This window comes from Roseateles albus, from assembly GCF_028595345.1.
Lineage (GTDB): Bacteria > Pseudomonadota > Gammaproteobacteria > Burkholderiales > Burkholderiaceae_C > Paucibacter_A > Paucibacter_A albus.
Window position 1 is genome coordinate 168,820 of record NZ_JAQQXT010000006.1, and the last position, 22,404, is coordinate 191,223.

At 62.2% G+C, this 22,404-nt stretch carries 23 protein-coding genes; 11 read left to right on the top strand and 12 right to left on the bottom strand.

The window, feature by feature from the left end; translation table 11 throughout:
• Positions 1-8 precede the first annotated feature (8 nt).
• Genes PRZ03_RS11545 through PRZ03_RS11555 form a run of 3 tightly spaced genes read left to right on the top strand, consistent with a single transcriptional unit; the run spans position 9 to position 2,205 of the window.
• Positions 9-581: a chorismate--pyruvate lyase family protein gene (locus tag PRZ03_RS11545; RefSeq protein WP_263532704.1), complete on the top strand. Its 573-nt coding sequence runs from the start codon at positions 9-11 to the stop codon at positions 579-581.
• A 43-nt stretch (positions 582-624) separates the two neighbouring features.
• A complete protein-coding gene (locus PRZ03_RS11550) occupies positions 625-1,161 on the top strand; it encodes a hypothetical protein (RefSeq protein ID WP_263532703.1) in 537 nt (178 codons plus the stop codon).
• Positions 1,162-1,188: 27 nt separating this feature from the next.
• Positions 1,189-2,205: a Gfo/Idh/MocA family protein gene (locus PRZ03_RS11555; protein WP_273600426.1), complete on the top strand. Its 1,017-nt coding sequence runs from the start codon at positions 1,189-1,191 to the stop codon at positions 2,203-2,205.
• Between the two features lie 14 nt (positions 2,206-2,219).
• Here PRZ03_RS11555 and ubiA read toward each other — a convergent pair whose 3' ends face one another.
• On the bottom strand, positions 2,220-3,125 hold the full coding sequence (ubiA, locus tag PRZ03_RS11560; protein WP_273600427.1) for a 4-hydroxybenzoate octaprenyltransferase: 906 nt from the start codon (positions 3,123-3,125) through the stop codon (positions 2,220-2,222).
• Positions 3,126-3,307: 182 nt separating this feature from the next.
• On the opposite strand from ubiA, the gene PRZ03_RS11565 reads away from it, so the two are divergent.
• Entirely contained in the window at positions 3,308-3,682 is a 375-nt protein-coding gene (locus PRZ03_RS11565) for a response regulator transcription factor (RefSeq protein ID WP_273600428.1), read from the top strand.
• Between the two features lie 8 nt (positions 3,683-3,690).
• On the opposite strand, the gene PRZ03_RS11570 is transcribed toward PRZ03_RS11565, so the two are convergent.
• The 6 genes from PRZ03_RS11570 to PRZ03_RS11595 all read right to left on the bottom strand — a co-directional run bounded on the left by PRZ03_RS11570 (position 3,691) and on the right by PRZ03_RS11595 (position 9,246).
• Positions 3,691-4,698, bottom strand: a complete 1,008-nt coding sequence (locus PRZ03_RS11570; protein ID WP_263532699.1) for a branched-chain amino acid ABC transporter permease — start codon at positions 4,696-4,698, stop codon at positions 3,691-3,693.
• 2 nt (positions 4,699-4,700) lie between these two features.
• Positions 4,701-5,588 (bottom strand): branched-chain amino acid ABC transporter permease, encoded by an 888-nt coding sequence (locus PRZ03_RS11575; protein ID WP_273600429.1) that lies wholly within the window; start codon positions 5,586-5,588, stop codon positions 4,701-4,703.
• 39 nt (positions 5,589-5,627) lie between these two features.
• Positions 5,628-6,830: an ABC transporter substrate-binding protein gene (locus PRZ03_RS11580; protein ID WP_409993957.1), complete on the bottom strand. Its 1,203-nt coding sequence runs from the start codon at positions 6,828-6,830 to the stop codon at positions 5,628-5,630.
• A gap of 79 nt (positions 6,831-6,909) precedes the next feature.
• Positions 6,910-7,623 (bottom strand): ABC transporter ATP-binding protein, encoded by a 714-nt coding sequence (locus PRZ03_RS11585; RefSeq protein ID WP_263532696.1) that lies wholly within the window; start codon positions 7,621-7,623, stop codon positions 6,910-6,912.
• Positions 7,623-8,393 (bottom strand): ABC transporter ATP-binding protein, encoded by a 771-nt coding sequence (locus PRZ03_RS11590; RefSeq protein WP_273600431.1) that lies wholly within the window; start codon positions 8,391-8,393, stop codon positions 7,623-7,625. Before PRZ03_RS11590 ends, PRZ03_RS11585 begins: the two co-directional genes overlap by 1 nt.
• A gap of 244 nt (positions 8,394-8,637) precedes the next feature.
• Positions 8,638-9,246 (bottom strand): helix-turn-helix transcriptional regulator, encoded by a 609-nt coding sequence (locus PRZ03_RS11595; RefSeq protein WP_263532694.1) that lies wholly within the window; start codon positions 9,244-9,246, stop codon positions 8,638-8,640.
• Between the two features lie 120 nt (positions 9,247-9,366).
• Here PRZ03_RS11595 and PRZ03_RS11600 point away from each other — a divergent pair, with 120 nt between their 5' ends.
• On the top strand, positions 9,367-11,571 hold the full coding sequence (locus PRZ03_RS11600; RefSeq protein ID WP_273600432.1) for a 3-hydroxybutyrate oligomer hydrolase family protein: 2,205 nt from the start codon (positions 9,367-9,369) through the stop codon (positions 11,569-11,571).
• Between the two features lie 18 nt (positions 11,572-11,589).
• Here PRZ03_RS11600 and PRZ03_RS11605 read toward each other — a convergent pair whose 3' ends face one another.
• Positions 11,590-12,489: a hypothetical protein gene (locus PRZ03_RS11605; protein ID WP_273600433.1), complete on the bottom strand. Its 900-nt coding sequence runs from the start codon at positions 12,487-12,489 to the stop codon at positions 11,590-11,592.
• A gap of 27 nt (positions 12,490-12,516) precedes the next feature.
• The gene (locus tag PRZ03_RS11610) at positions 12,517-13,035 is read right to left on the bottom strand and encodes a GNAT family N-acetyltransferase (RefSeq protein WP_273600434.1); all 519 of its coding nucleotides are present in this window, start codon (positions 13,033-13,035) and stop codon (positions 12,517-12,519) included.
• Positions 13,036-13,149: 114 nt separating this feature from the next.
• Between PRZ03_RS11610 and PRZ03_RS11615 the strand changes: the two genes are divergently transcribed.
• Both PRZ03_RS11615 and PRZ03_RS11620 read left to right on the top strand, forming a co-directional pair.
• Complete coding sequence (locus PRZ03_RS11615) at positions 13,150-14,124, top strand: MBL fold metallo-hydrolase (RefSeq protein ID WP_273600435.1); 975 nt, start codon at positions 13,150-13,152, stop codon at positions 14,122-14,124.
• Positions 14,125-14,171: 47 nt separating this feature from the next.
• Positions 14,172-14,951, top strand: coding sequence for a substrate-binding periplasmic protein (locus tag PRZ03_RS11620; protein ID WP_273600436.1), 780 nt, complete (start codon positions 14,172-14,174; stop codon positions 14,949-14,951).
• Positions 14,952-15,139: 188 nt separating this feature from the next.
• Here PRZ03_RS11620 and PRZ03_RS11625 read toward each other — a convergent pair whose 3' ends face one another.
• The gene (locus tag PRZ03_RS11625; protein ID WP_263532688.1) at positions 15,140-15,361 is read right to left on the bottom strand and encodes a heavy-metal-associated domain-containing protein; all 222 of its coding nucleotides are present in this window, start codon (positions 15,359-15,361) and stop codon (positions 15,140-15,142) included.
• 186 nt (positions 15,362-15,547) lie between these two features.
• Between PRZ03_RS11625 and PRZ03_RS11630 the strand changes: the two genes are divergently transcribed.
• Positions 15,548-16,123 carry a hypothetical protein gene (locus PRZ03_RS11630; protein ID WP_273600437.1) on the top strand — a complete coding sequence of 192 codons (576 nt, stop codon included), beginning with the start codon at positions 15,548-15,550 and terminating at the stop codon, positions 16,121-16,123.
• A 322-nt stretch (positions 16,124-16,445) separates the two neighbouring features.
• Positions 16,446-17,159 (top strand): PEP-CTERM sorting domain-containing protein, encoded by a 714-nt coding sequence (locus PRZ03_RS11635; protein WP_273600438.1) that lies wholly within the window; start codon positions 16,446-16,448, stop codon positions 17,157-17,159.
• 102 nt (positions 17,160-17,261) lie between these two features.
• Here PRZ03_RS11635 and PRZ03_RS11640 read toward each other — a convergent pair whose 3' ends face one another.
• On the bottom strand, positions 17,262-17,447 hold the full coding sequence (locus PRZ03_RS11640; RefSeq protein ID WP_273600439.1) for a hypothetical protein: 186 nt from the start codon (positions 17,445-17,447) through the stop codon (positions 17,262-17,264).
• 81 nt (positions 17,448-17,528) lie between these two features.
• Positions 17,529-19,157: a peptide chain release factor 3 gene (locus PRZ03_RS11645; protein WP_273600548.1), complete on the bottom strand. Its 1,629-nt coding sequence runs from the start codon at positions 19,155-19,157 to the stop codon at positions 17,529-17,531.
• 156 nt (positions 19,158-19,313) lie between these two features.
• Between PRZ03_RS11645 and PRZ03_RS11650 the strand changes: the two genes are divergently transcribed.
• Positions 19,314-21,380, top strand: a complete 2,067-nt coding sequence (locus tag PRZ03_RS11650; RefSeq protein ID WP_273600440.1) for a S9 family peptidase — start codon at positions 19,314-19,316, stop codon at positions 21,378-21,380.
• A complete protein-coding gene (locus PRZ03_RS11655) occupies positions 21,377-22,366 on the top strand; it encodes a GNAT family N-acetyltransferase (RefSeq protein ID WP_273600441.1) in 990 nt (329 codons plus the stop codon). Before PRZ03_RS11650 ends, PRZ03_RS11655 begins: the two co-directional genes overlap by 4 nt.
• The last annotated feature ends 38 nt before the right edge of the window (positions 22,367-22,404 follow it).

Below are 22,404 nucleotides of genomic sequence, written 5' to 3' on the forward strand. Positions count from 1 at the left end.
GCTCCGCTATGGGAATTGCGAGTCGTAACAGCCTGCGCGCCTGGCTACGTGCGCCCGGTTCACTGAGCCGTCGCTTGGCTCAGTTAGGCGAGCGCTTCGAGGTCGAACTCCTGAGTCAACGCATTGCGCCCTTGCGGGCGCGTGAGCTTGACGCTCTGGGTCGGCCCCGGCGCGGCTGCACCCTGGTGCGCGAGGTGATTCTGCGGGTCGATGGTCGGCCTTTGGTCTGGGCGCGCTCCAGCTTGCATGCCAGCGCCCTGGCCGGCCCCTGGCGCGCATTGAAGGGCCTTGGCCCAAGACCACTTGCAGACCTGCTCTACAGCGATAGGCGCGTGCATCGCAGCGAGTTGCAGCCCCGGCGTTTGGCGCGTTACGGGCACACGCGCCGGCAGATGGAAAAGCAGTGGTTGCTGGCCACCGGCACGCCTGCCTCCAAGCAAATGTTGTGGTCACGCAACTCTGTTTTCAGCCGTTGTGGTGCTCAGTTACGTGTGATGGAGTTGTTTGTTCCGGAACTAGTACGCGATATACCGGTTATTAATCGCGTTATGACTTGCACAAAAATGAACAATAGGCCGTAGAATTACAAACTAGGGGGGTTCATCAGCCGTTTTGAGGAATCTCATGAAAACACGTGATATTGTCATTTTTAGCGGCGAACAATTCGCCGTCCCACAGTGCATCCAGCGCATTGACCACCAGAGCACACATGGTTGGCAATTGCGATACGGTGGCACAAAACTCTATTCCGACCATTCGCAAGACGGTAGCGGCGCTGCTGCTGCCCTGGCTTTGGCGACCAAGGAATTGCTGAGTCGGATTGCCAAACTGCCGGCCCCGTCAAGGCTGCAGCGCAAACCGAGTGGCAACAAGGGCAATGACTTGCCGGTTGGTATCTCTGGGCCCATCGTCAGGCAACGTGCCAGCAGCCGCGTGCGCGATTGCAGCTTCGCCGTGTCGTTGCCGCGTTATGGCCAGACGCCAAGTGGGCGCAGCGTCTACATCGGGACCGAGAATACCTACACGATCGAGAAGTACCAAGCCGCGCTCGCCAAGGCCGTGGAGCTGCGTGCCAAGGCCGAAGAGGTCTATCAGCGCGCCGCCACAAGAGTCAAGCGTGCCGAAGGCAAAGCTCTGAAGGCGCAGCTCAAGGGCAGTTGAGTTGGCGGGTTATTTGAGCGGATTTGCATGAGTGCCTTCCGCTGGGCCGTGATCGGCCCGGGCGGGATCGCTCGCCGCTTCGCCGCCGCTTTGCCTCATGTTGCCGGGGCCGAGTTGCGCTGGGTTTTGGGGCGCGATATGGCCCGGGCTCAAGGCTTTGCCGACGCTGCTGCCGAGCCCGGCCATGCGCCGGCGCAGGCGGTGGCTGACTTGGCCGGTTTGTTGGCTCAGCCCGAGCTTGACGGTGTCTACATTGCCACGCCCCATGCCCAGCATGGTGACCTGGTGCGCCAATGTTTGTTGGCCAACAAGGCCGTGCTGTGCGAGAAGCCGCTGGTGCCCAATCTGGCGCAGGCCGAGGCTTTGGTCGAGCTGGCGCGGCAGCGTCAAGTCTTCTTGATGGAGGCGGTCTGGACGCGCTTTTTGCCCGTCTACAAGATCGTGCAAACCTGGCTGCAGGAGCAGGCCATCGGCCGCCTGTGCGGTATTCAATCAAGTTTTTGCTTCAACGCGCCGTTTGACCCGAGCAGCCGTGTCTACGACCCGGCCTTGGCTGGCGGCGCTTTGCTGGACATCGGCATCTACAACTTGACGATGACGCGCTGGGTCTTGCAACAAGCGCTGGGCGCTTGCCCGGAGCCGCTCTCGATTCAGGCCAGCGGCATGCTGGCACCGACGGGCGTCGATCAACGCGTCTGCGGCATGTTGAACTTCCCCGGCGGCCTCAGCTCGCAATTCATTTGCGCGGTAGATGGCTTTGCCGACAACGGCTTGCGTATCTTTGGCGAGCGCGGCCACATCAGCTTGAACGGCGAATTCTCCTCTGCCACGCAGGCCTTCTTGCACCGCCACGGTGAGCCGCCGCTGCAGGTTCAAGCGCCGCTGCGCTTCAACGGCTTTGAGTCCGAGATCGAGGAGACTCAAGCCTGCGCGCGCGCCGGCCTGATCGAAAGTCCGGTTGTGCCCCATGCCGAGACGCTAGCGACCTTGGCCTGGATGGACGAAATCAGGCGGCAGTTGGGTGTGCGCTACCCCTTCGAGTAAGCTTGGTTTCTTGTTCAGCGCAGCGCTAGATCCAAGGCTGTGCCTGCAAAGACTGCAAAGCCCAGCCAATGATTCACCCGGAAGGCCTTGAAGCAGCCCTCGCGCGAACGGTCGCGGATCAGCCTGAAGTGCCAAATGACCTGCAAGGTCGCCACCCAGATGCCGAGCAGGAACACGCGGCCAAGCCCCAAGCGCAAACCCAGTGTGGCCCAAGCCAGTAAGTAGACGCCGTAAAAGCCCATCACCGCCGCCACATCGAAGCGGCCCAAGGTCAGCGCCGAAGTCTTGATGCCCAGGCGTACATCGTCATCGCGGTCCACCATCGCGTACTCGGTGTCATAGGCCAAGACCCAGAACAAGTTGGCGAGTAACAAGGCCCAGGCCGATAGCGGCACGGCAGCGGTGATGGCAGCCAAACTCCAGCTCGTGCCGCCCAAAGCCGCCGAGAACGCCATCGGAATGCCGAAGCTGAAGGCCACCCCCAGCACCGCCTGCGGCATGGCAAACACCCGTTTCGCATAGGGGTAGAGAACAGCGACCAAGAGCGCGCCGAAGGACAGCAGAATCGTCGGCGCATTGGTCGTCAGCACCAGTGCAAAGGCAGTCAGGGCAAGACCTGCCCCCAGCAACAAGGCCGCTTTGACGCTGACCGCGCCGCTGGTGACGGGCCGGTTGGCGGTGCGTTTGACATGCTTGTCGAAGTCGCGGTCGGCGACGTCATTGACGCAGCAGCCGGCCGAACGCATCAGAACAGTGCCCAGCGTGAATACGATGGTGAGATGCCAGCCGGGAAAGCCGTCGGCGGCGATCCATAGCGCGCTCAGCGTGGGCCACAGCAGCAGCAGCCAGCCGGCGGGCCGGTCCCAGCGGATTAAGTTGAAATAGGGGGCGAGGCCGGAGGCAAAACGAGTCGAGGGCATGGCCGCAGTTTAGCCACCCCTTGTTGGCCTGGGCAGGGCAGCGTTGCTAGGGGCTTACTTCGACGGCTTGGGGCGGCGCTTTAGCTAGGCGAGCAGGGCAGTTTTGGAGTACCCTCGGACAGCCGTCTCATAGGGCTGTTGCCGCTATTTGCCGAATTTTCGCAAGACCGGAGTTCGAACGCATGAAACTGAAAATCCTGATCGTCGATGACAACGAAGAGATTCGCGCCCTGCTGCATGCGACCTTGGATCTGGCGGATGCTTTCGAGCTGCACGAAACGCATGACGGTCCCAGCGCGGTGGCGATGATTGACACCTTGGCGCCCAACCTGGTGTTGATGGACATCATGATGCCGGGCCAGTTCGACGGCGTCGAGGCCTGCCGGCGCATCAAGGCAGTGGGTGGCGCCAACGCCCCCAAGGTGGTGTTGATCAGCGCCAAGCCGGTCGATCAGATCAAGGCCGATGCCAAAACCTGCGGCGCCGACCTCTTCATCGCAAAGCCCTTCGGCCCCGCCCAGTTGGTTGAGGCGATCACGGCTTTGTACCGCGCCTGACCCAGTGGCTAAGGCTTAGCCCGGGCCTTATCCCACAGGGCGATCGCCTCGCCCACCACGCCGCGCCGGAAGGCCAGCACGCAAACGATAAAGATCAGCCCGGTCACCAGGCTGACCGATTCACCCAAGCCGTTGAACCAGTTGACGCCGGTGAGATCGGCCAAGGCTTTGCCGAGGTCGCCGATCTTGTTTTCCAGCGCAATGATGATCAGCGCGCCCACCATGGGGCCGACCAGCGTGCCCATGCCGCCGACCAGGGTCATCAGAATCACCAGGCCCGAGGTGGTCCAGACCGCGTCGGTCAGTGTCGCAAAGCCCAGCACCAAGGTCTTGGTGGCGCCGGCCAGGCCGGCCAATGTGGCCGACAGCACAAAGGCCAAGAGCTTGAAACGGTCGACGTCGTAGCCTAGAGAAATGGCGCGTGGCTCGTTCTCGCGGATCGAGGTCAGCACCTGACCGAAAGGCGAATGCACGGTGCGGTAAATCAACCAAAAGCCCGCGATGAAGACGCCGAGCACGACGTAGTAAAGCGTTAGATCGTTGTTGAGATCAAGGCCTAAGAAGCTGCCGCGCGGCACCGACTGCAGGCCGTCTTCGCCGCCGGTGAACGAGGCTTGCAGAAAGAAAAAGTACAGCATTTGGCTCAACGCCAGCGTGATCATCGAGAAGTAGATGCCTGCGCGCTTAATGGCCAGCAGGCCGATGACCAGCCCGACGCCGCCGGCCGCCAGGGCTCCAAAAATCAAACCGGCCGGAGCTGAGAAGCCCCAGACCTTCAGTGCATGGCCGGCGCCGTAGGCTGCGGTGCCCAAGAAGGCGGCATGGCCGAAGCTGAGCAGGCCCGTGAAGCCGACCAGCAAGTTGAAGGCGCAGGCAAACAACGCGAAGCACAAGACCTTCATCACGAAGATCGGATACACGCCCAGGGCAGGCAGCAGGGCGATGGCGCCGAACAGCAGCGCATAGCCGTAAATGGGGTTGAGTGAAGCTTTTGAAGTCGAAACGAGCGCGGTCATGTTTATTTTTCCTTGCCAAACAGACCGGCCGGCCGCACCAGCAACACGATGGCCATCACCACAAACACCACCGTGCTTGAGGCCTCGGGGTAGAACACCTTGGTCAGTCCCTCGATCACGCCCAGGCCCAGCCCGGTCAAGATTGAGCCGAGAATGGAACCCATGCCGCCGATCACCACCACCGCGAACACGACGATGATCAAGTTGCTGCCCATCAGCGCGCTGACCTGCAAAATCGGCGCGGCCAGCACGCCGGCAAAGGCTGCCAAAGCGACGCCGCCGGCATAGGTCAGCGTGATCATGCGCGGCACATTGATGCCAAAAGCTTGCACCAGCTTGGGGTTCTCGGTGCCGGCGCGCAAGGTGGCGCCCAGCGTAGTCTTCTCGATCAAAGCCCAGACCGCCAGACAGACGGTGATGGAGGCCACCACCACCCAGGCGCGGTAGTTGGGCAAAATCATGAAGCCCAGATTGGTGGCGCCTTGCAGCGCATCGGGTACCTGGTATTGCTGGCCCGAGACACCGTAGAAGCTGCGGAATATGCCCTCCATCACCAGCGTGATGCCGAAGGTCAGCAGCAGGCCATAGATATGGTCTAGCTTGTAAAGCCACTGCAGCATCAGCCGCTCGATCAAGATGCCCAAAACTCCAACGACCAGCGGCGCCAGCAAGAGCATCATCCAATAGTTCAGGCCCAGATACTCCAGCCCCATCCAGGCCAAGAAGGCGCCCATCATGTACAGCGCCCCATGGGCGAAGTTGATGATGTTGAGCATGCCGAAAATGACGGCCAAGCCCAGCGACAGCATCGCGTAAAACGAGCCATTCACCAGGCCCAGCAGGAGCTGGCCCAGCAGGGCGGGCAAGGGAATGCCGAAAAAGTCCGTCATGTTCAGGGCCTGCTCAAACCGTAAGTAACTGTTCCGCGATCACTTCTTGACAAGTGGGCACTTTGAATCGGCCAGCTTGGTGAAGGCTTCTTCGCCCGGGATGCGGGTGGTGACCTTGAAGTAATCCCAAGGCTCGTTGGACTCTTTCGGTGACTTCACCTGCAGCAGGAACATGTCATGGATGCCGCGCCCGTCTTCCTTGCGGATATTGCCCTTGACGTAGAAGTCGTTGATAGGCGTGGACTTCATCTTGACCATCACCTTGTCGGCATCGTCGGTCTTGATGGCGTCGACAGCTTTCAGATAGTGCATCGCGGCCGAGTAGTCAGCGGCCTGCAGCGAGGATGGCATGCGCTTCATCTTCTCGAAGAAGCGGCGGCTCCATTCGCGCGCCTCGGGGCTTTGATTCCAGTACCAGCTGTCGGTCAGATACATGCCTTCGGTTGTCTTCAGGCCCAAAGAATGGATGTCATTGATGAACATCAGCAAGCCGGCCAACTTCATGGTCTTGGTGACGCCAAACTCATTGGCGGCTTTGATCGCGTTGATGGTGTCGCCGCCCGCATTCGCCAGACCCAGCACTTGCGCCTTGCTGCCCTGCGCTTGCAGCAAGAAGGACGAGAAATCGCTGGCATTGAGCGGGTGCTTGACGCTGCCCAACACTTGACCGCCAGTCTTGGCCACAACCGCTGCGGTGTCGTTCTGCAGAGAGGCGCCGAAGGCATAGTCGGCGGTCAGGAAGTACCAGCTCTTGCCGCCACCCTTGGTCACCGCAGCGCCGGTGCCATTGGCCAGCGCCACCGTGTCGTAGGCATAGTGGATGGTGTAGGGCGTGCAGTCTTCATTGGTCAGGCGGGCCGAGCCGGCGCCAATCACCATGAAAGGGCGCTTCTTTTCCGCCGCAATCTTGGCCATGGCCAGGTTGGCACCGGAGTTGGTGCCGCCGATCAGCATGTCCAGACCTTGGGTGTCAATCCATTCGCGCGCCTTGCTGGCGGCGACGTCGGCCTTGTTCTGGTGGTCGGCAAAAATCAGCTCGATCTTTTTGCCGGCAGCCATGCCCTTCATATCGGCGATCGCCATCTTGATCGCCTCGACGCCGCCGGCGCCGTCGATGTCGGCGTAGACGCTGGACATATCGGTGATGAAGCCGATCTTGACGGTGTCGCCGGAGATCTGCGCCTGGGCCGCGCCGGCTAAGCCAAAGGCGGCGATGGAGGCGAGGGCGGTGCGCTTGAACATTGGGGTCATGGTCTTGTCTCCTGGAACGGTGGTTTTGGGTCGAACAAAGAACAAATCAGTCAGCAAGTCTGTCAATCAATCAAACACTGAGCAGCTCGTCGAGCTTGGCCTGCTTGGCCGGTAACTCGGCAGCCGCGAAGGATTCCACCACCTCGCCATGCTCGACCACCACAAAATGGTCGGCCAGCGGCGCGGCAAAGCGGAAGTTCTGCTCCACCATCACGATGGTGAAGCCTTGGCCTTTGAGCGTGGTGATCATGCGCGCCAGGGTCTGCACGATCACGGGAGCCAGGCCCTCGGAGATTTCGTCCAGCAGCAAGATGTCGGCGCCTGTGCGCAGGATGCGCGCCACCGCCAGCATTTGCTGCTCGCCGCCCGACAGCCGCGTGCCGGGGCTGTGCCGGCGCTCGGCCAAGTTAGGGAACATCTGGTAGATCTGCGCATCGCTCATCGGCGTGGCACGGCCCCCGCTCAAACGCGGCGGCAGATGCAGATTCTCCTCGGTCGTCAGCGAGGCAAAAATGCCGCGCTCTTCCGGGCAATAGCCCAGGCCCAGATGGGCGATGCGGTGTGTGGCCATGGCGATGGTCTCGCTGCCATGCACCTTGATGGAGCCCTTGCGCGAACCGGTCAAGCCCATGATGGCGCGCAAGGTGGTGGTACGGCCAGCACCGTTGCGCCCCAGCAGGGTCAAGACCTGACCCTTTTGCACAGACAGATTGATGCCGTGGAGGATATGGGATTCGCCGTACCAGGCGTGGAGATCACTGATCTCCAAAGCAGGAACACTCATCAATGTGCTCCCTGGAGTTCGGCCGCTTCGCTGCCCATATAGGCTTCGAGCACGGCCGGGTGTCTGGAGACTTCGGCGTAATCCCCCTCGGCCAGTACGGCACCGCGCGCGAGCACGGTGATGCGGTCGGCTATTTTTGACACGACCTTCATATTGTGTTCAACCATCAAGACGGTGCGGCCCTCGGCGACGCGCTTGATCAGCGCGGTGACGCGGTCCACATCCTCGTGGCCCATGCCTTGCGTTGGCTCATCCAGCAGCATCAAGGTGGGTTCCATCGCCATCGTGGTGGCGATCTCCAGCGCGCGCTTGCGGCCATAGGGCAGATCACCGGCCTTCAGCGTCGCCATGTCCCGCAAGTCAACCAGCTCTAACAGTGCAAGCACACGGGCATCGAGTTGCTTCAGCCCGGTCAGGCCCTTCCAGAAGTGAAAACTGGTGCCGGTGAAGCGCTGCAAACCGATGCGCACGTTTTCCAGCACGGTCAAATGCGGGAACACGGCCGAAATCTGGAAGCTGCGGATCACGCCTCGGCGTGCAATCTCGGCTGGCTTCTCGCCGGTGATGTCGACGCCGTTGAAATGAATGCTGCCGCGCGTCGGCTCCAAAAACTTGGTCAACAGATTGAAGCAAGTGGTCTTGCCGGCGCCGTTGGGGCCGATCAAAGCATGGATCGCACCGCGCTGCACCCGCAGGTTGACCCCGTCAACGGCGGTGAAGCCCTTGAAGTCCTTGCTGAGTCCGCGGGTCTCGAGAATGAGTTCGCTCACTGTGCATCGGCGCACCCGATCAGGGCGCGATTGAAGTTGAGGGCCCAATATAGGGCGTAAAGGCAAGACCTGGCACCGGAACTTCCTCTACGTAGCTTTGCGCTAGGGTAACTACTGACGTGCCTTGCGAAAAGCCCGCCCAGCGGCGTTGCTTCGCCTTGCCGTACTGGCGTACTGTCTGCGGCGGCGCGCCTAGCTGGACGGGCTTTGCGCAAGGTACGTGTTTCAGCTTTATCTCAAGTGTTTAACTGGATTGGCTTTGCGCTGCGCCTGAATTGCTTGCACCCATCACCCGGCCCACCAAGGCGGCGGCGTTGTGAACGTCATAACGCTGTCTCAGGCCGGCGCGCAGCTTTTCGACGGTGCGGGGCGACAGGCCCAGCAGCTTGGCCGACTCCTTGGCGGTTTGCCCGGCCGCCATGGCGGTCAAGACCTCGCGCTCGCGCGGCGTCAGCGCTTCGGAGTCGCATTGCTGAGTGAACACACGCTCAAAAGTCCAGGCCGCTTCGACAAAGGGCGCAGCCATATCGCGGGCATGGCCATGCACGCGGCACCACTGCAAGCGGCCATCGCGGCGGCGCATCAGGCGCTCGTCTTGATAACTGCCGCAGCCCAGCATCGCGGTCTGTATGCGTTGGCCAATGCGTCTGAACTCCACATCGCTGGGGAACAAGACAGCGAAGCTCTGGCCTATCAAATCTTGCTGCTCAAAGCCAAACATCGCCGCAAAACTTGGGTTCACCCAGGTCAGCACGCGCTCATGTGTCAAAGCCAGCCCTAGCGGGCTCAAGCTCGCAAAGGCTTCTGCTGGGGAAAACCCTGGCGTAGTTTTGGGGCTTGTTGCTGCTTCCATGGCTGCGTAGGCTAACCGATTATTCGCGCGGCAGTATGAAAAGCGGCGCAAGGGCGTGCGCCTGCCCGGCATTCGCCCCCTCGAAGTCGAAGCCAACGATATTCCAAAGGAGACAAAGCCATGAAGACCTCACGCCGTTTTACAAGTAAGAATCCCTTGCGCCCGAAAGCGCTGCTGGGCCTGACGCCCCTCTTGCTGGCGCTGAGCGCCTGCAGCAGCAACGACGACCCGGCCCCTGAGCCACCACCGCCGCCCGCGCCGGTCGTCAATGTGCTGCCGGCCTTTGTGGCCGGCACCGTGGCGCAAGCCAGTTATGACGGCAGCAGCGACGACCTCTTGACCGCCGGCCTGGGTAAGACCGGCTTGCTCGGCGCGGCGCCCGCCTTTGCCGTGCCGGCCACGCCCACCGTGGCCGAGTTGCGACGCAACGCAATTTACAACAATTACCGCGCCTTGATTGACTACACACTCGTCGGTGGCTTCACGCGCTTGTACGGCCCCAATATTGACATCAATGGCGCCGACACGCTGGGCGAAGGCAAGGTCGCCGGCACCGAGTACATCGCCGTCGCCGATGACGGCACGGGCCGCCAAAACGTCGTGCTGATGGTGCAAGTGCCGAACAGCTTTGACGTCAAGAACCCCTGCATCGTCACCGCCACCTCGTCCGGCTCGCGCGGCGTTTACGGTGCCATCGGCACTGCCGGCGAATGGGGTCTCAAGCATGGTTGTGCGGTGGCCTATGCCGACAAGGGCTCGGGCAACGGTCTGCATGACCTGTCCAGCGACAACGTGATCCAAGTCGACGGCACGATCGCCACGGCCACGGTGGCGGGTAAAAAGGCGCATTTCAATGCGGGTCTGAGCGAGGCCGAGCGAATTGGCTACAACGCCGCCTTCCCGAACCGGGTGGCCTACAAGCACGCGCATTCGCAGCAGAACCCCGAGAAGGATTGGGGCCGCGACACGTTGCGCGCCGTGAAGCTGGCTTTCTATGTCTTGAACGAGAAGTACGGCACCGACATCCCCGCCCAACCGGGTAAAAAAGAGGTTGTCATCACACCGGCCAAGACCATCGTGATCGCGTCCTCGGTGTCCAACGGTGGCGGTGCCGCGCTGGCGGCGGCCGAACAAGATACGGAAAGCTTGATCGACGGCGTGGCCGTGACCGAGCCGAATGCCCAACCCGGCGCCAACACCGGCCTGACGATCAAACAAGGCGCAGCCGCCGCGGTGGCGACGCATAGCAAGCCTTTGATCGACTACTTCTCCTTTGCAAACATTTATCAGCCTTGCGCGGCGGTGTCGGCCCAGGCAGGCCTGTCCGTGAGCGCGGCCTTCTGGCCGGCAGCCTATACCGCCAGCGCACAAAACCGTTGCACGGCGCTGAAGGCGCGGGGCTTGCTCAGCGGCGCCACCCTGGCCGATCAGGCCGACGAAGCCTTGGCCAAGATGAACGCTTATGGCTGGCAGGCCGAGAACAACTTCCTGCAGCAGTCGCACTACCGTTTCGCCACCAATTCCATCGTGGTCACCTATGTCAACAGCTATGGCAAGTTCAAGCCCAGCGACAATGTCTGCGGCTTCAGCTATGCCAACACCAACGCCACCGGCGATGTCGTGGCTCAAAGCGCCATCACGCAAGCAGGGCTGTTCTCCAGCGGCAATGGCGTGCCGCCAACCGGCGGCGTCAACGTCGTCTTCAACGATTCGGTCGGCGGCGCCAAGCTGGACTTCTTGGCCACTTCGGCCACCAGCGGAACGGCCGACTTCGCGCTTGACGGCGCTTTGTGCATGCGCTCACTGGTGACCGGCAAGGATGCGGTCAGCGGCGCGGGCTTGTTCGGCACGCAAAAGAGCTGGTCCGACCGTGTCATCGCCGGCATGAACGAGGTGCAACTCACGGCCAAGCTGCGCAGCCTGCCGACCATCATCGTGGCCGGCCGCAGTGACACGCTGATCCCGGTGAATCATGCAGCGCGTGCCTATTACGGCAAGAACCAGGTGCTCGAAGCGGCGACGTCCAAGACCCGCTACTACGAGGTTACCAATGCGCAGCATTTCGACACCTTCATCGCCTTTGGTGCGCTGCTGGGCTACGACAGCCGACTGCTGCCACTGCATGTCTACTTCGGTCGCGCGATGGATCAGATGTGGGCACATCTGAAGAACGGCACGGCCTTGCCGGCCAGCCAGGTGGTGCACACCACGCCGCGTGCGGCCGGCGTTAACGTGACCTTGGCCAATGTGCCGGTCTGGGCACCGACGCCGGCCGCGTCGGATGCGATCGGCTTTGCCGCCGGCGTGTTGACTATCCCTGACTAAGCTTCGGCTCGGCTGGGCTCAATGGGGGCGCAAGTAGCAGGCTTGGCCCCCATTCGCCTCCGCCTTCGCATCGTCCTCGCCTTCCTCTTCGCTGCACAGCGCGGCAATAAAGGCGGGATCCAGCACCTGACCAGGCAGCAATAACTCTTCGTTGGGCCAGCGCTTGACCAAATGGCCATTGGCGACGCCGCCGGTATGGGGCGTTTGGTAGGCGCGGCGGTGCTGCATCGTCACACCGGCGTTGGCGTTAGCGATGATGCGGCTCTCGCCCAAGGCCCAGGGTTCAAAGTAGGCGTCGGCCGCCAGATCCACCTGGCGGAAATAGGCGCGCGCGCCCTCGGCGTTCAGCTTCTTGCGCACCGTGCGTGTGATCAGGCCTTGCAACTGGTCGAGCGCGGCGTCGCTCATCTGCTGGATGGCGGCGGGACTCAGGTCTTGCCCTCCCAATAGCTTAGCAAGTGCCGGTGCGGCAGCCAAGTCGGCCGGCAGGACCTGCACCATCGCCGCCACCACCGCGTGATGCGGCGCCACGGCGGTCGCCACGCCACGTGTTTGAGGCTGCACGGGGCAGCGGATCTCGACAAAGCGCGGCTTGGTCGGGCCCGAGCAGCCGTCGTGGTGGTAATACTCGCCCTGGCTCAGCCGGCCCTTGCTGGAGCGGCCGCGCACATCGCGGTAAGTCGGGTGTTGGGTGTGCAAATTCAGGCAGACGACCAGGCCGGTAGCGTCCACCAGCTGATAAAAAGCCTCGCGCCACTCGGGCAGCAAGAGCTGCTCGTGCAGATAGTCACTGACCTTGCCCTCGGCACCCACCTCGCCCTCGATCACCAGCACAAAGGGTTTGGGTCGCCGCACGCGCCAGCGGGTATTGGCGAATTCAAGCACAGGCGAAGAGGGGGGCGTTTGCGGCTCGGACATGGGGGTAAAAGCAATCATCAAGGTCGGTCACGATTGGGCGGGCGGGATGGGCGTGGGGCCGGCACCGCGCCAACGCAGCAAGTATTCCAGCTCATTTTCGCCGTAGTCCACAAAGCCCAGCCGTCGGTACAGCGCCTGCGCCGGGTTGCGCTTTAAGACGCCCAATTCAAGCCCGACGCCGGCCGCTGCCGCCTCGTTCTGCAAAGCTAGCAGCAGCGCCGCGCCCAAACCCTGGCCTTGCAGCTCTGGCGCGATCTGCAGTTGATGGATCAGCCATGTGTCTTCGCTGCGGCTCATCTTCAGCAGCCCGGCGGCTTCGCCCCGGTGCAGCAAGATCTCGGCGATCTCGAACTTGAACATCACACGCGCCAGGTCGCTTTCTGCGTCTATCGGTATACCGGCCTCGGCCAGATAGGCATGAAAAGTCTGCTGCCGTAATCGCAGCAAGAAGGGCAGATCGGCCAAGGTGGCCGGCCGGCTTGATAGGGCCGGGGCCAAGCTGGATCTGGGTGATACGTCTTGTCCGGCGCAGCTGGGTTTGTGCATGGCGTCTATAGTTGGGCGGGCGTGTTCTCAAGCGGGATTGTCGGCCCTCGCCAGCAAAAAGTCGGTGTGCTTGCTATGCTGCAAAGCCGATTTTGAGCAGCCAAAGGAAGATCCATGAACCGAATTGCCGCCTTCAGTTTTGCCCTCAGCACCTTTTGCGTCGCACTGAGCTCGGCGTTGCCGCTGGCCGCACAAGCCGCCGCCCCGCAAGTCAAAACCCAGGCACCCGGCTATTACCGGATGCTGCTCGGCGACTTCGAGATCACCGCTATCAGCGACGGCACGGTGGCGCTGCCCATGGACAAGCTGCTGACGCAAGCCGCGCCGGGCGAGGTCAAGGCGGCGTTGGAGCGAGCCTATTTGAAGCTGCCGCTGGAGACCTCGGTCAATGCGTTTTTGGTCAACACGGGTTCGAAGCTGGTCTTGATCGACACCGGCGCGGCGGGCTTGTTCGGCCCGACCTTGGGCCGCTTGATGGGCAATCTGAAGGCCGCCGGCTACAGCCCGGAGCAGATCGATGAGGTCTACATCACCCATCTGCACGGCGACCATATGGGCGGCTTGGTGTCGCCCGAGGGCAAGCCGGCGTTTCCCAACGCCGTGCTGCGCATGGACAAGGCCGAGGCCGACCATTGGTTGAGCAGCGAGAAGCTGGCCAAGGCGGCAGCCGAGGATCAGTCCGGCTTCAAGGCCGCCATGGCGACCCTCAAGCCCTATCAAGACGCCGGCAAGCTCCTGACCTTCAGTGGCTCGACCCAGTTGGTGCCCGGTATCAGCAGCATCGCCACGCCCGGACACACGCCCGGCCACAGCGTCTATGCGGTCGAAAGCCAGGGCCAGAAGCTGCTCGTCCTGGGCGACCTGATCCATGTGGCAGCGGTGCAGTTCCCCAACCCTGCGGTCACGATTGCGTTTGACAGTGATGCCAAGGCGGCCGCGCCTCAGCGCCAGAAGGTGTTTGCCGAAGCCGCTGAAAAAGGCTACTACTTGGGCGTTGCCCATGTCTCCTTCCCCGGTCTGGGCCAACTGCGGCCAAATGCCAAGAAGGGCTATGACTGGTTGCCGCTGAACTACAGCAGCAAGCCCTGAACCTGCCGAAGGGCGATGGCGGCAGACCTATTGATCGCGAGGCCGACATGGTCAAGTTCTATTCTGGTCGGGCAGCACGAATTCTGGCTTTGGGGCTGGGCATTTGCTTGGCCAACGGCGCGGCGCAAGCGCTTGAGCTGCATGCCTTCAGCGAGGACCTGCCGCCGTATGCATATGAGGAAAATGGCGTGCATCGGGGCATGGCCAACGAAGTCCTGGAGCGCATTGCCCAGCGTGCCGGGTTCGCCGTCAAACGCCGGAATATGCCCTGGGCCCGCTCCTTGCGCGAGGCGCAGGCCGAACCCAACTCGGTGCTCTATATAACGGTGCGCACGCCTGAACGGGAGGCGCAGTACTTGTGGGTCGGGCCACTCGACGCTTGCGACATTGTCTTGATGAAGTTGCGCCGCCGCAGCGAGCTGAAATTTGATCCCTCAGCGATGGCTCCGCCGCTGCAAATTGGTGTTAGCCGGGGCTCACCCTCGGCCGCCTTGCTACGCGATGCCGGCGTTGCGGAGCAATTTATCTATGCAACGCCGCGCAGTGAAATCTCGGTGCGCATGCTCTACGCGGCGCGGCTGGACATGATGGCGGGCTTGTTTCTGCCCAGTCTCTACCAAGTGCAACGCAACGGCTATGACGTGGCGGAGCTGCATGCTTTTCACACCTTGAAGCCAGGCTATGGCTGCTACTTTGCCTTCAACCCCAAGGTCGATGCGCAGCTCTTGGCGCAATTCCGCAAGGGTTTTGAAGAGTTGCAGAGCTCGGGCGAGCTGGAGTCCTTGCGCGAACAGTATTTGCGCGACCCTGAGCGGATACGGCGTTAAGGGAGCGCAACGGCCAGGTCGCCGCTTAAGAACTTGTCCGTAAATAGGCGGGTCAGAGGATGGCGAGACGATCTGAGCGCAGAGCAAGGCGCAGACCGGAGCGATACCCGTAGGTATCGCGAGGATCTGCAACGCAGCCATGCGTTCAAAGCGGCCGGCAGCCGACCCCGACTATTTACGGATAAGTTCTAAGCTGCAGGAGGCAAGACGCTGCTTGGATAACCGGCAGCCTCCAGCGCCGCAGCGATATCTTCGGCGGCGATCATCGAGCTGTGGCTGACCCAAGCCTGATGTTTGCCCAAGTCCACATCGGCTTGGTTCACGCAAGGCAGGTCCTGCAGCTCGAACATGACGGCATCGGCGTCGTCTTGGCTTTGCAGGGCGGGGATTTCAAAGGTGGTTTCTGGCATGGGCTGGGCTCGGTGAGGGGCTGATCGTAGCTGGCATGGGGCGCTCTTGCGTTCTTGCCCGTCTCGGCCTGATCCGCTTGTGCGACGGCCTATGCCTTGCTTTTGGCAGTTGGTCGAACGGTGCCGCACCGCGCCCGCAGTCGCGTCTACATTGGCAGCCATCACTTGTTTATAAGCGATCCTGCCATGAAGCCACGCCCAATCAAGCGCCCCTTTTCTGTCCCCCGCACCTTGGCCACATTGGGCCTTGGTCTGGCACTGCTGTCGCCCGCCTGGGCCTATGCTGCGGACCCAGCAGCCGACACCGGCAAGAGCTTTGTGGCTGGCATCAATGTCAAGGAACAAGCCCGGCTGCAAGACATAGGCCTGCCGGCCTACCCCGGCGCCGTTGCGCAACAGGATGACAAAGATGACAAACCCGGCGTTACCGTTGGCCTATCCTTAGGACCTTTTGGTTTCAAACTGCTGGTCTCCAAGTTTTCGAGCGGCGACAGCATTGACAGCATCTCGGCCTTTTACCGCGAGGCACTCAGCAAACACGGCCCCGTACTGGATTGCAGTTACGGCAGCCCGGCGGCGCTGGCCGCCAAGGCGGAACGAAAAAAGGGTGCCGAACAAGGCTGCGCCGAGGTCAGCGGTGACCCCGGCGAGCGGGTCTACAAAACCGGTGCCGGCAAGAGCTTTCTCTTGGTGAGCCTCAAGCAGGCGAATGCCAAGGACGTGCACTTTCAGATGGTGCGCATGGAGTTGCGCGGGTTCTGAGGCCTTGCGGCCGAGCAATCTGTGCGGGTGATGGCGCGGGCTTTGTGTTGCCTCGGGGCGGGCCACCCGCGCACGCTGATTTGACTCAGTCGCTTGAGCTTGGTGCGGTGGTCCAGACGTTGGCCTAGAAAAGTTCCCCCCAACTGTGTTTGGAAGGAGCTGTGTGTGTTTGTCCCCTACCTTAGACAGCCTTTGATTGAAAAACCCCATGGTTTGGACGCTCGTTGAGTGGACTCAATTTATGCATGAGTGCCCTCATTACATTGTCAAAACGGGTGGCAAGTTCGCTTACTCGGCAGCCTCAAACCTCAGGGGAAACTTCATGCGCTCTATGAAAACTGTAATCGCCGTCGCCGCCTTTGCCGCACTGGGTAGTGCCCACGCTTCGACCATCAACATCTATACCGGCAGTGACGACGGTGCGCCAGTCGCAGGTCCATGGGCCAGCTCGACAGCGGCAGAGGCCACGTTTACCGCGGCAGCTTCGTCGTTCGGCCTGTCGCAACTGATTACGTTCGAGAGTCAGCCGGTCGGCTATAACGCCAACTTCACTGCCGCACCCGGCGTGACTGTAGCGTTGACCGGCGCCAACTACGGCGCGGGACTCAGCGGCGTCAGCAACACCACGCTGGGCAACTTGTATGGGTTCAACGTCACCTCAGGCGGTGCCAACTGGTTGGGTTTTCCTAACGGTTCTGCAAAGTTCAGTTTCGCCGGCGGCGCTAACTTTTTTGGTGCCTACATTACTGGCGTTCAGAGGGAATTTACATCCTCGCTGACGATTGGTTTTAATGACGGCAGCTCGCAGACGGTGTTTGTTCCGATCAACGTCAACGGCGGCGCGACCTACTTGGGGTTCACCGACACCAGCTCCTTCAATAGCGTGACCATCAGCAATATCTCCAATGACGCTTGGGGTATCGACAACGTTACCGTCGCCGCTGTGCCGGAGCCCGCCTCCATAGCCTTGCTGCTGGCCGGTCTGGGCGTGGTCGGTGGTGTTGCCCGCCGTGGCGCCGCTCGCAAGGAAAAATAGTCGTTCCGAGCTAACGAACGGGCGGCTACTTTTCAGTGGCCGCCCTTGTTCGCGATTGAGACTCGCGAGCCGCGCTTGCTGTCGGCTGCCAGCCCCAACACATTAAGCGCTAGCGGGCCCGACTTCAAAGCCCATCAGCACGCTGGCCAGCTCCAGCGAGCGCCATAGATGCGGCGGCATCTCAAGAATCTTCTCGGGGGTTTTGGCGCGCGTGGTCCAGCTCAGAATCTCAAAGTGCTGCTCCGGCGTCAAGAACTTCTGCGCCAGCATGTCGTTCAGGGTTTGCATGACGAGCTCCTTTTCGGATGGCGAACAAGCAAAGTGCCTGTTCGCCGAGCTCAATATCGCATGAAATCAAAGTCGGTGGCTTCAGCCGTCCAGCCTTTTCTGGAACACCAGGCCCGCATGCTCGCGCAGCGCGTGGAACTTGATCTTCGGCCAGTTGGCCTCGATCGCGCGTAGCTCTGGCGCGTATTCGACCAGCACGGTCGGCGCGTCAACCGCGTCATAGGCCATGCGGTGATCATTCGCGTCGATGAAGCGCTTCAACTCATTCGCATCGTCGCAAGTGACCCAGCGCGCCACTTGGAAGCGGCTCGGCATGATGCGGGCCTTGCAGCCGTATTCATGCTCCAGCCGGTGCGCCACCACTTCAAACTGCAGCTGACCGACCGCGCCTAGCAAGAGCACCGAGCCGGCAATCGGGCGGAAGACCTGGATCGCGCCTTCTTCGCCGAGCTGGGTCAGGCCGGCCTTGAGCTGCTTGGTGCGCAAGGGGTCGGCCACTTCGACCGAGCGGAACATTTCCGGCGCAAAGAAGGGCAGGCCGGTGAACTGCAAGGCCTCGCCTTCGGTGATGGTGTCACCGAGCTGCAGCACGCCATGGTTGGGGATACCGATGATGTCGCCCGCATAGGCTTCATCCAGCAGCTCACGGCGTTGCGACAAGAAGCTCACCACGGTATTGGGGCGTAACTCCTTGCCCGAGCGCACGACCTTGAGCCGCATGCCGCGCTCGAAATGCCCGCTGACGACGCGCAAAAACGCAATCCGGTCGCGGTGCGAGGGGTCCATATTGGCCTGGATCTTGAACACCACGCCGGTGAACTTGGGCTCGTCCGGCTGCACCACGCGCTGCATCGCCGCGCGCTCGGCGGGAGCCGGCGCCAACTCGACCAGCGCGTCAAGAATCTCCTGCACGCCGAAGTTGTTGACCGCCGAGCCGAAGAACATCGGCGTTAGCTTGCCGCTCAGGAAGTCATCCAGATTGAACTCGGCCGCCGCGTCTTGCACCAACTCGATCTCGCCCTCGGCCTGCTCGTACTGCATGCCGAAGCGGTCGGCGTAGGCCGGGTTGTTCAGGCCTTGCAGGATCTCGTCGTCGCCGCCGGCCTTGCCCTCGCCGGGCGAGAACACGCGCATCTGCTGTTGGCGCAGGTCCATCACGCCGTGAAAGTGTTTACCCATGCCGACCGGCCAGGTGAAGGGCACCACCGTCATGCCGAGCTCGCGCTCGATCTCGTCCATCAAGGCCAGCGGGTCTTGCACCTCGCGGTCCATCTTGTTGACGAAGGTCAGGATGGGCGTGTTGCGGGCCCGGCAGACCTGCAGCAGGCGGCGGGTCTGCGGCTCGACGCCGTTGGCCGCGTCGATCACCATCAGCGCCGCGTCCACGGCGGTCAGCACGCGGTAGGTGTCTTCCGAGAAGTCCTGGTGGCCGGGGGTGTCGAGCAAGTTGATCACGCAGTCGCGGTACTCCATCTGCATCACCGAGGATGCGACAGAAATGCCGCGCTGCTTCTCGATTTCCATCCAGTCTGAGGTCGCGTGGCGCGAGGCCTTGCGCGCCTTGACCGAGCCGGCGATCTGGATCGCGCCCGAGAACAGCAAGAGCTTTTCGGTCAGCGTGGTCTTGCCGGCATCCGGGTGGGAAATGATCGCAAAAGTGCGGCGGCGCTTGACTTCGGTTTGAATTTGGCTGGGCAGATCGGCTGACATGGTGGCGGCGCTCGGCGCGCTCAGCTGGGGCAGCCGCACGCTTGGGTCGAGAAAAAAGGAGGTCGCCGATTATCGCAGCGGCCGCGCTGCCCGCCGCTTTGCGCTTGCTTTGATATTCTGCGCACGAGCTTCAAAGACAAAACAGGGGGAGCAAGGATGCAAAAGAAACAGATAGCGGCGATGCGAGGTTGGGGGCGCTTGGTTCTCGGCGCTGGCCTGATGGCTGCGATGACAACGATGACCGCGCTTGCGGCGGCAACAGAGGCGCCGCTTGAGCCGGTGCCGCTGGAGCGCTTCTTCCAGCGCCCCAGCGTGCTGGAAGCCAAGCTCTCGCCCTCGGGCAAGCAACTCGCCTTGACCACCTCGAAAGGCGGCACTCGGGCGGGTTTGGTGGTGGTGGACCTGGGCGAGGGCACCAAAGTGACTCGCGCGGGCGGCTTCTCGGATGCCGATATCGTGCAATTCGACTGGGTCGGCGACAAGCGCCTGGTCTTCAGCGTCGCCGATTTGGAAGCCGGCAGCGGTGAAGACCGGCGTTATGCACCGGGCTTGTATGCCGCCGACCCCGATGGCGGCAACTTGCGCCAATTGGTGCGGCGCCAAGGCAAGCCTTTTGTGAGCAGCGGCGATAGCCGCGATATTGCGCTGGAATGGAATCACCGCTTGTTGGCGGTGCCGCTTGAGCAAGAAGGTGTGCGGCCCGAGGAGGTGGTGGTCGGAAAGATGGATTTCGGTGACAACGAAGTCCGCACGCTCACCCCGCTGTGGCTGAACGTTCGCACCGGCCGCACCCGCGGCTTCGAGCTGAACAGCGCGCCGACGGGCACGGTGCATTGGCTGTTTGACAGCAAGGGGCAGGCCAGGGTGGCCGGCACGCGCGTCAAGGACAAGGTGGCCTTGCACTGGCGCGGCCCGGGGGAGGAGAACTGGCGCCAACTGGCCGAGGGCAGCATGCTCAAGCCACCGTTCACACCTTCGGCCGTCGATGATGCCGGCAACCTGTATGTGAAGTTCATCGAGGGCCCCGAGGGCTATGCGGTGTTGAGTCGCTTTGACTTTGAAAAGGGAGTGCCTCTCAGGCCCGCGCTTGTCACTACACCGGGTTTCGACATGCGCGGCGGGATGGTGCTGGACCGTGCCGGTGGCCGCGCTTTGGGTGTGAGGGTTGACACCGACGGCGAGCAGACCATCTGGTTCGATGAGGGCATGAAGCGCATGCAGGCCTTGGCCGACGAAATGTTGCCCGGCCGCGTCAACCGCCTCAACTGCCGGCGCTGCGGTGCCGACGATATGGTCGTCCTGGTGCGCAGCTTCTCCGACCGCGATCCGGGCCGCTTGTATCTCTATGAGGCCGCGAAAAAGCGTTGGCAACCGGTCAGCACTGTGCTGGAGGGCATCGAGCCCAAGCGCATGGCCACGGTCGATCTGCAGCGCATCAAGGCGCGCGACGGCCGCGACCTGCCGGTCTGGCTGACCCAGCCAGCGGGCAGCCAAGCGGGTCAGCCGCTGCCGACCGTGGTCTTGGTGCACGGTGGGCCCTGGGTGCGCATCGGTCACTGGCAATGGCAGGCGATGGAGCAGTTTCTGGCCTCGCGCGGCTATCTGGTCATCAGCCCGGAGTTTCGTGGCAGCGAAGGCTATGGCGAGGCCCATTACAAGGCCGGCTGGAAGCAATGGGGCCAGACCATGCAGGACGATGTGGCCGACGCCTTGCTGTGGGCGCAAAAGCAAGGCCTGGCCAGTGACAAGGCTTGCATCGCCGGCGCCAGCTATGGTGGCTACAGCACGCTGATGGGCTTGATCAAGCATCCGGAGCTGTACCGCTGCGGTGTGGCCTGGGTCGCGGTGACCGACCCCAGCTTGTTCATCAACGGCGCTTGGTGGTTGGATGATGATGTGGGCGGGAGCGGCCGCCGCTATATGTTGCCGGAGCTGGTCGGCGATGTCGAAAAGGACGCCGCCATGCTGAACGCCAACTCGCCACTGGTGCAGGCCAAGCGTATTCAAGCGCCGTTGCTGCTGGCCTTCGGCGAGAGCGACAAACGCGTGCCGTTGGTGCACGGCACGCGCTTGCGTGCAGCCTTGACGGAGGCCGGCCGGCCACCCGAATGGGTGACTTATGAAAACGAGAGTCACAGCTGGCGCAAGGTCGAGACGCATGTGGACTTTGCCCGTCGGGTCGAGAAGTTTCTGGGTCAGCATTTAAAGGCGGACAAGCCTTGAACATCCCCACCCAACTCGAAACCGAGCGCCTGATCCTGCGCCCCTTTGTGCACAGCGACTGGCCCGCGCTGCATGCCCATTACAGCGACCCCGAATGCACCCGCTTCACCTTTGGCCGCTCCTTGAGCGAGGGCGAGAGCTGGCGGGCGATGGCCAGCATGGCCGGGCATTGGGCCTTGCGCGGCTATGGACCTTATGCGCTGGAGCACAAGCTTAGCGGCGCAGTGCTTGGCGCGGCCGGGCTTTGGTATCCCAACGATTGGCCCGAGCCCGAGATCAAATGGGCCTTGAGCCGCGCGTATTGGGGCCAGGGTTTCGCCAGCGAGGCGGTGCGTGCGGTGCAGGCGATGGCGCTGCGCGAGGCCCCGGACATGCCGCTGATCAGCTTCATCAAGGCCGAGAACAGCGCCTCGATCAACTTGGCGCTGGCGGTCGGAGCCAGCTTGGAGCAACGGCGCGAGTTTCGCGCTAGCGCCTGGCATGTCTACCGTCACCCCGGTTATGCGCCGCAGCGGACCGAGATCAAGGCGCTGGACCCGGACAGCGCCGCCGCTCAGGCCTTGCTGGACGCCTCCGATCGGCTGATGGCCGAGCTATATCCGGCGCTGGATAGCAATCACCTCGAAAGCGCGGCCGGCCTCAAGCCATCGAACGTGCTGTTTCTTGGCGCGTGGGTCGGCACCGAGCTGGCTGGCTGCGGCGCGGTCAAGCGCATGGCGGCCGGTGAGGGCGGCCAAGCTTACGGTGAAATCAAGCGAATTTTTGTGCGCCCGGAGCTGCGCGGACTAGGCCTGTCCAAGCTGCTGATGCAGCACCTGGAGCGGGACTTGGTCGAACGCGGCATCGGTCTCGCGCGCTTACAGACCGGCATCCGCCAGCCCGAGGCCTTGGCCTTGTACGCCGCCTTGGGCTACCAGCGCTGCGGCCCGTATGGTGCTCATGAGGCCGACGAAACGGGGGTATTTATGGAGAAGATACTCATCTGATTCAGTGGGGTCCGAGGCATTTGCTGGGCGAAAACCAA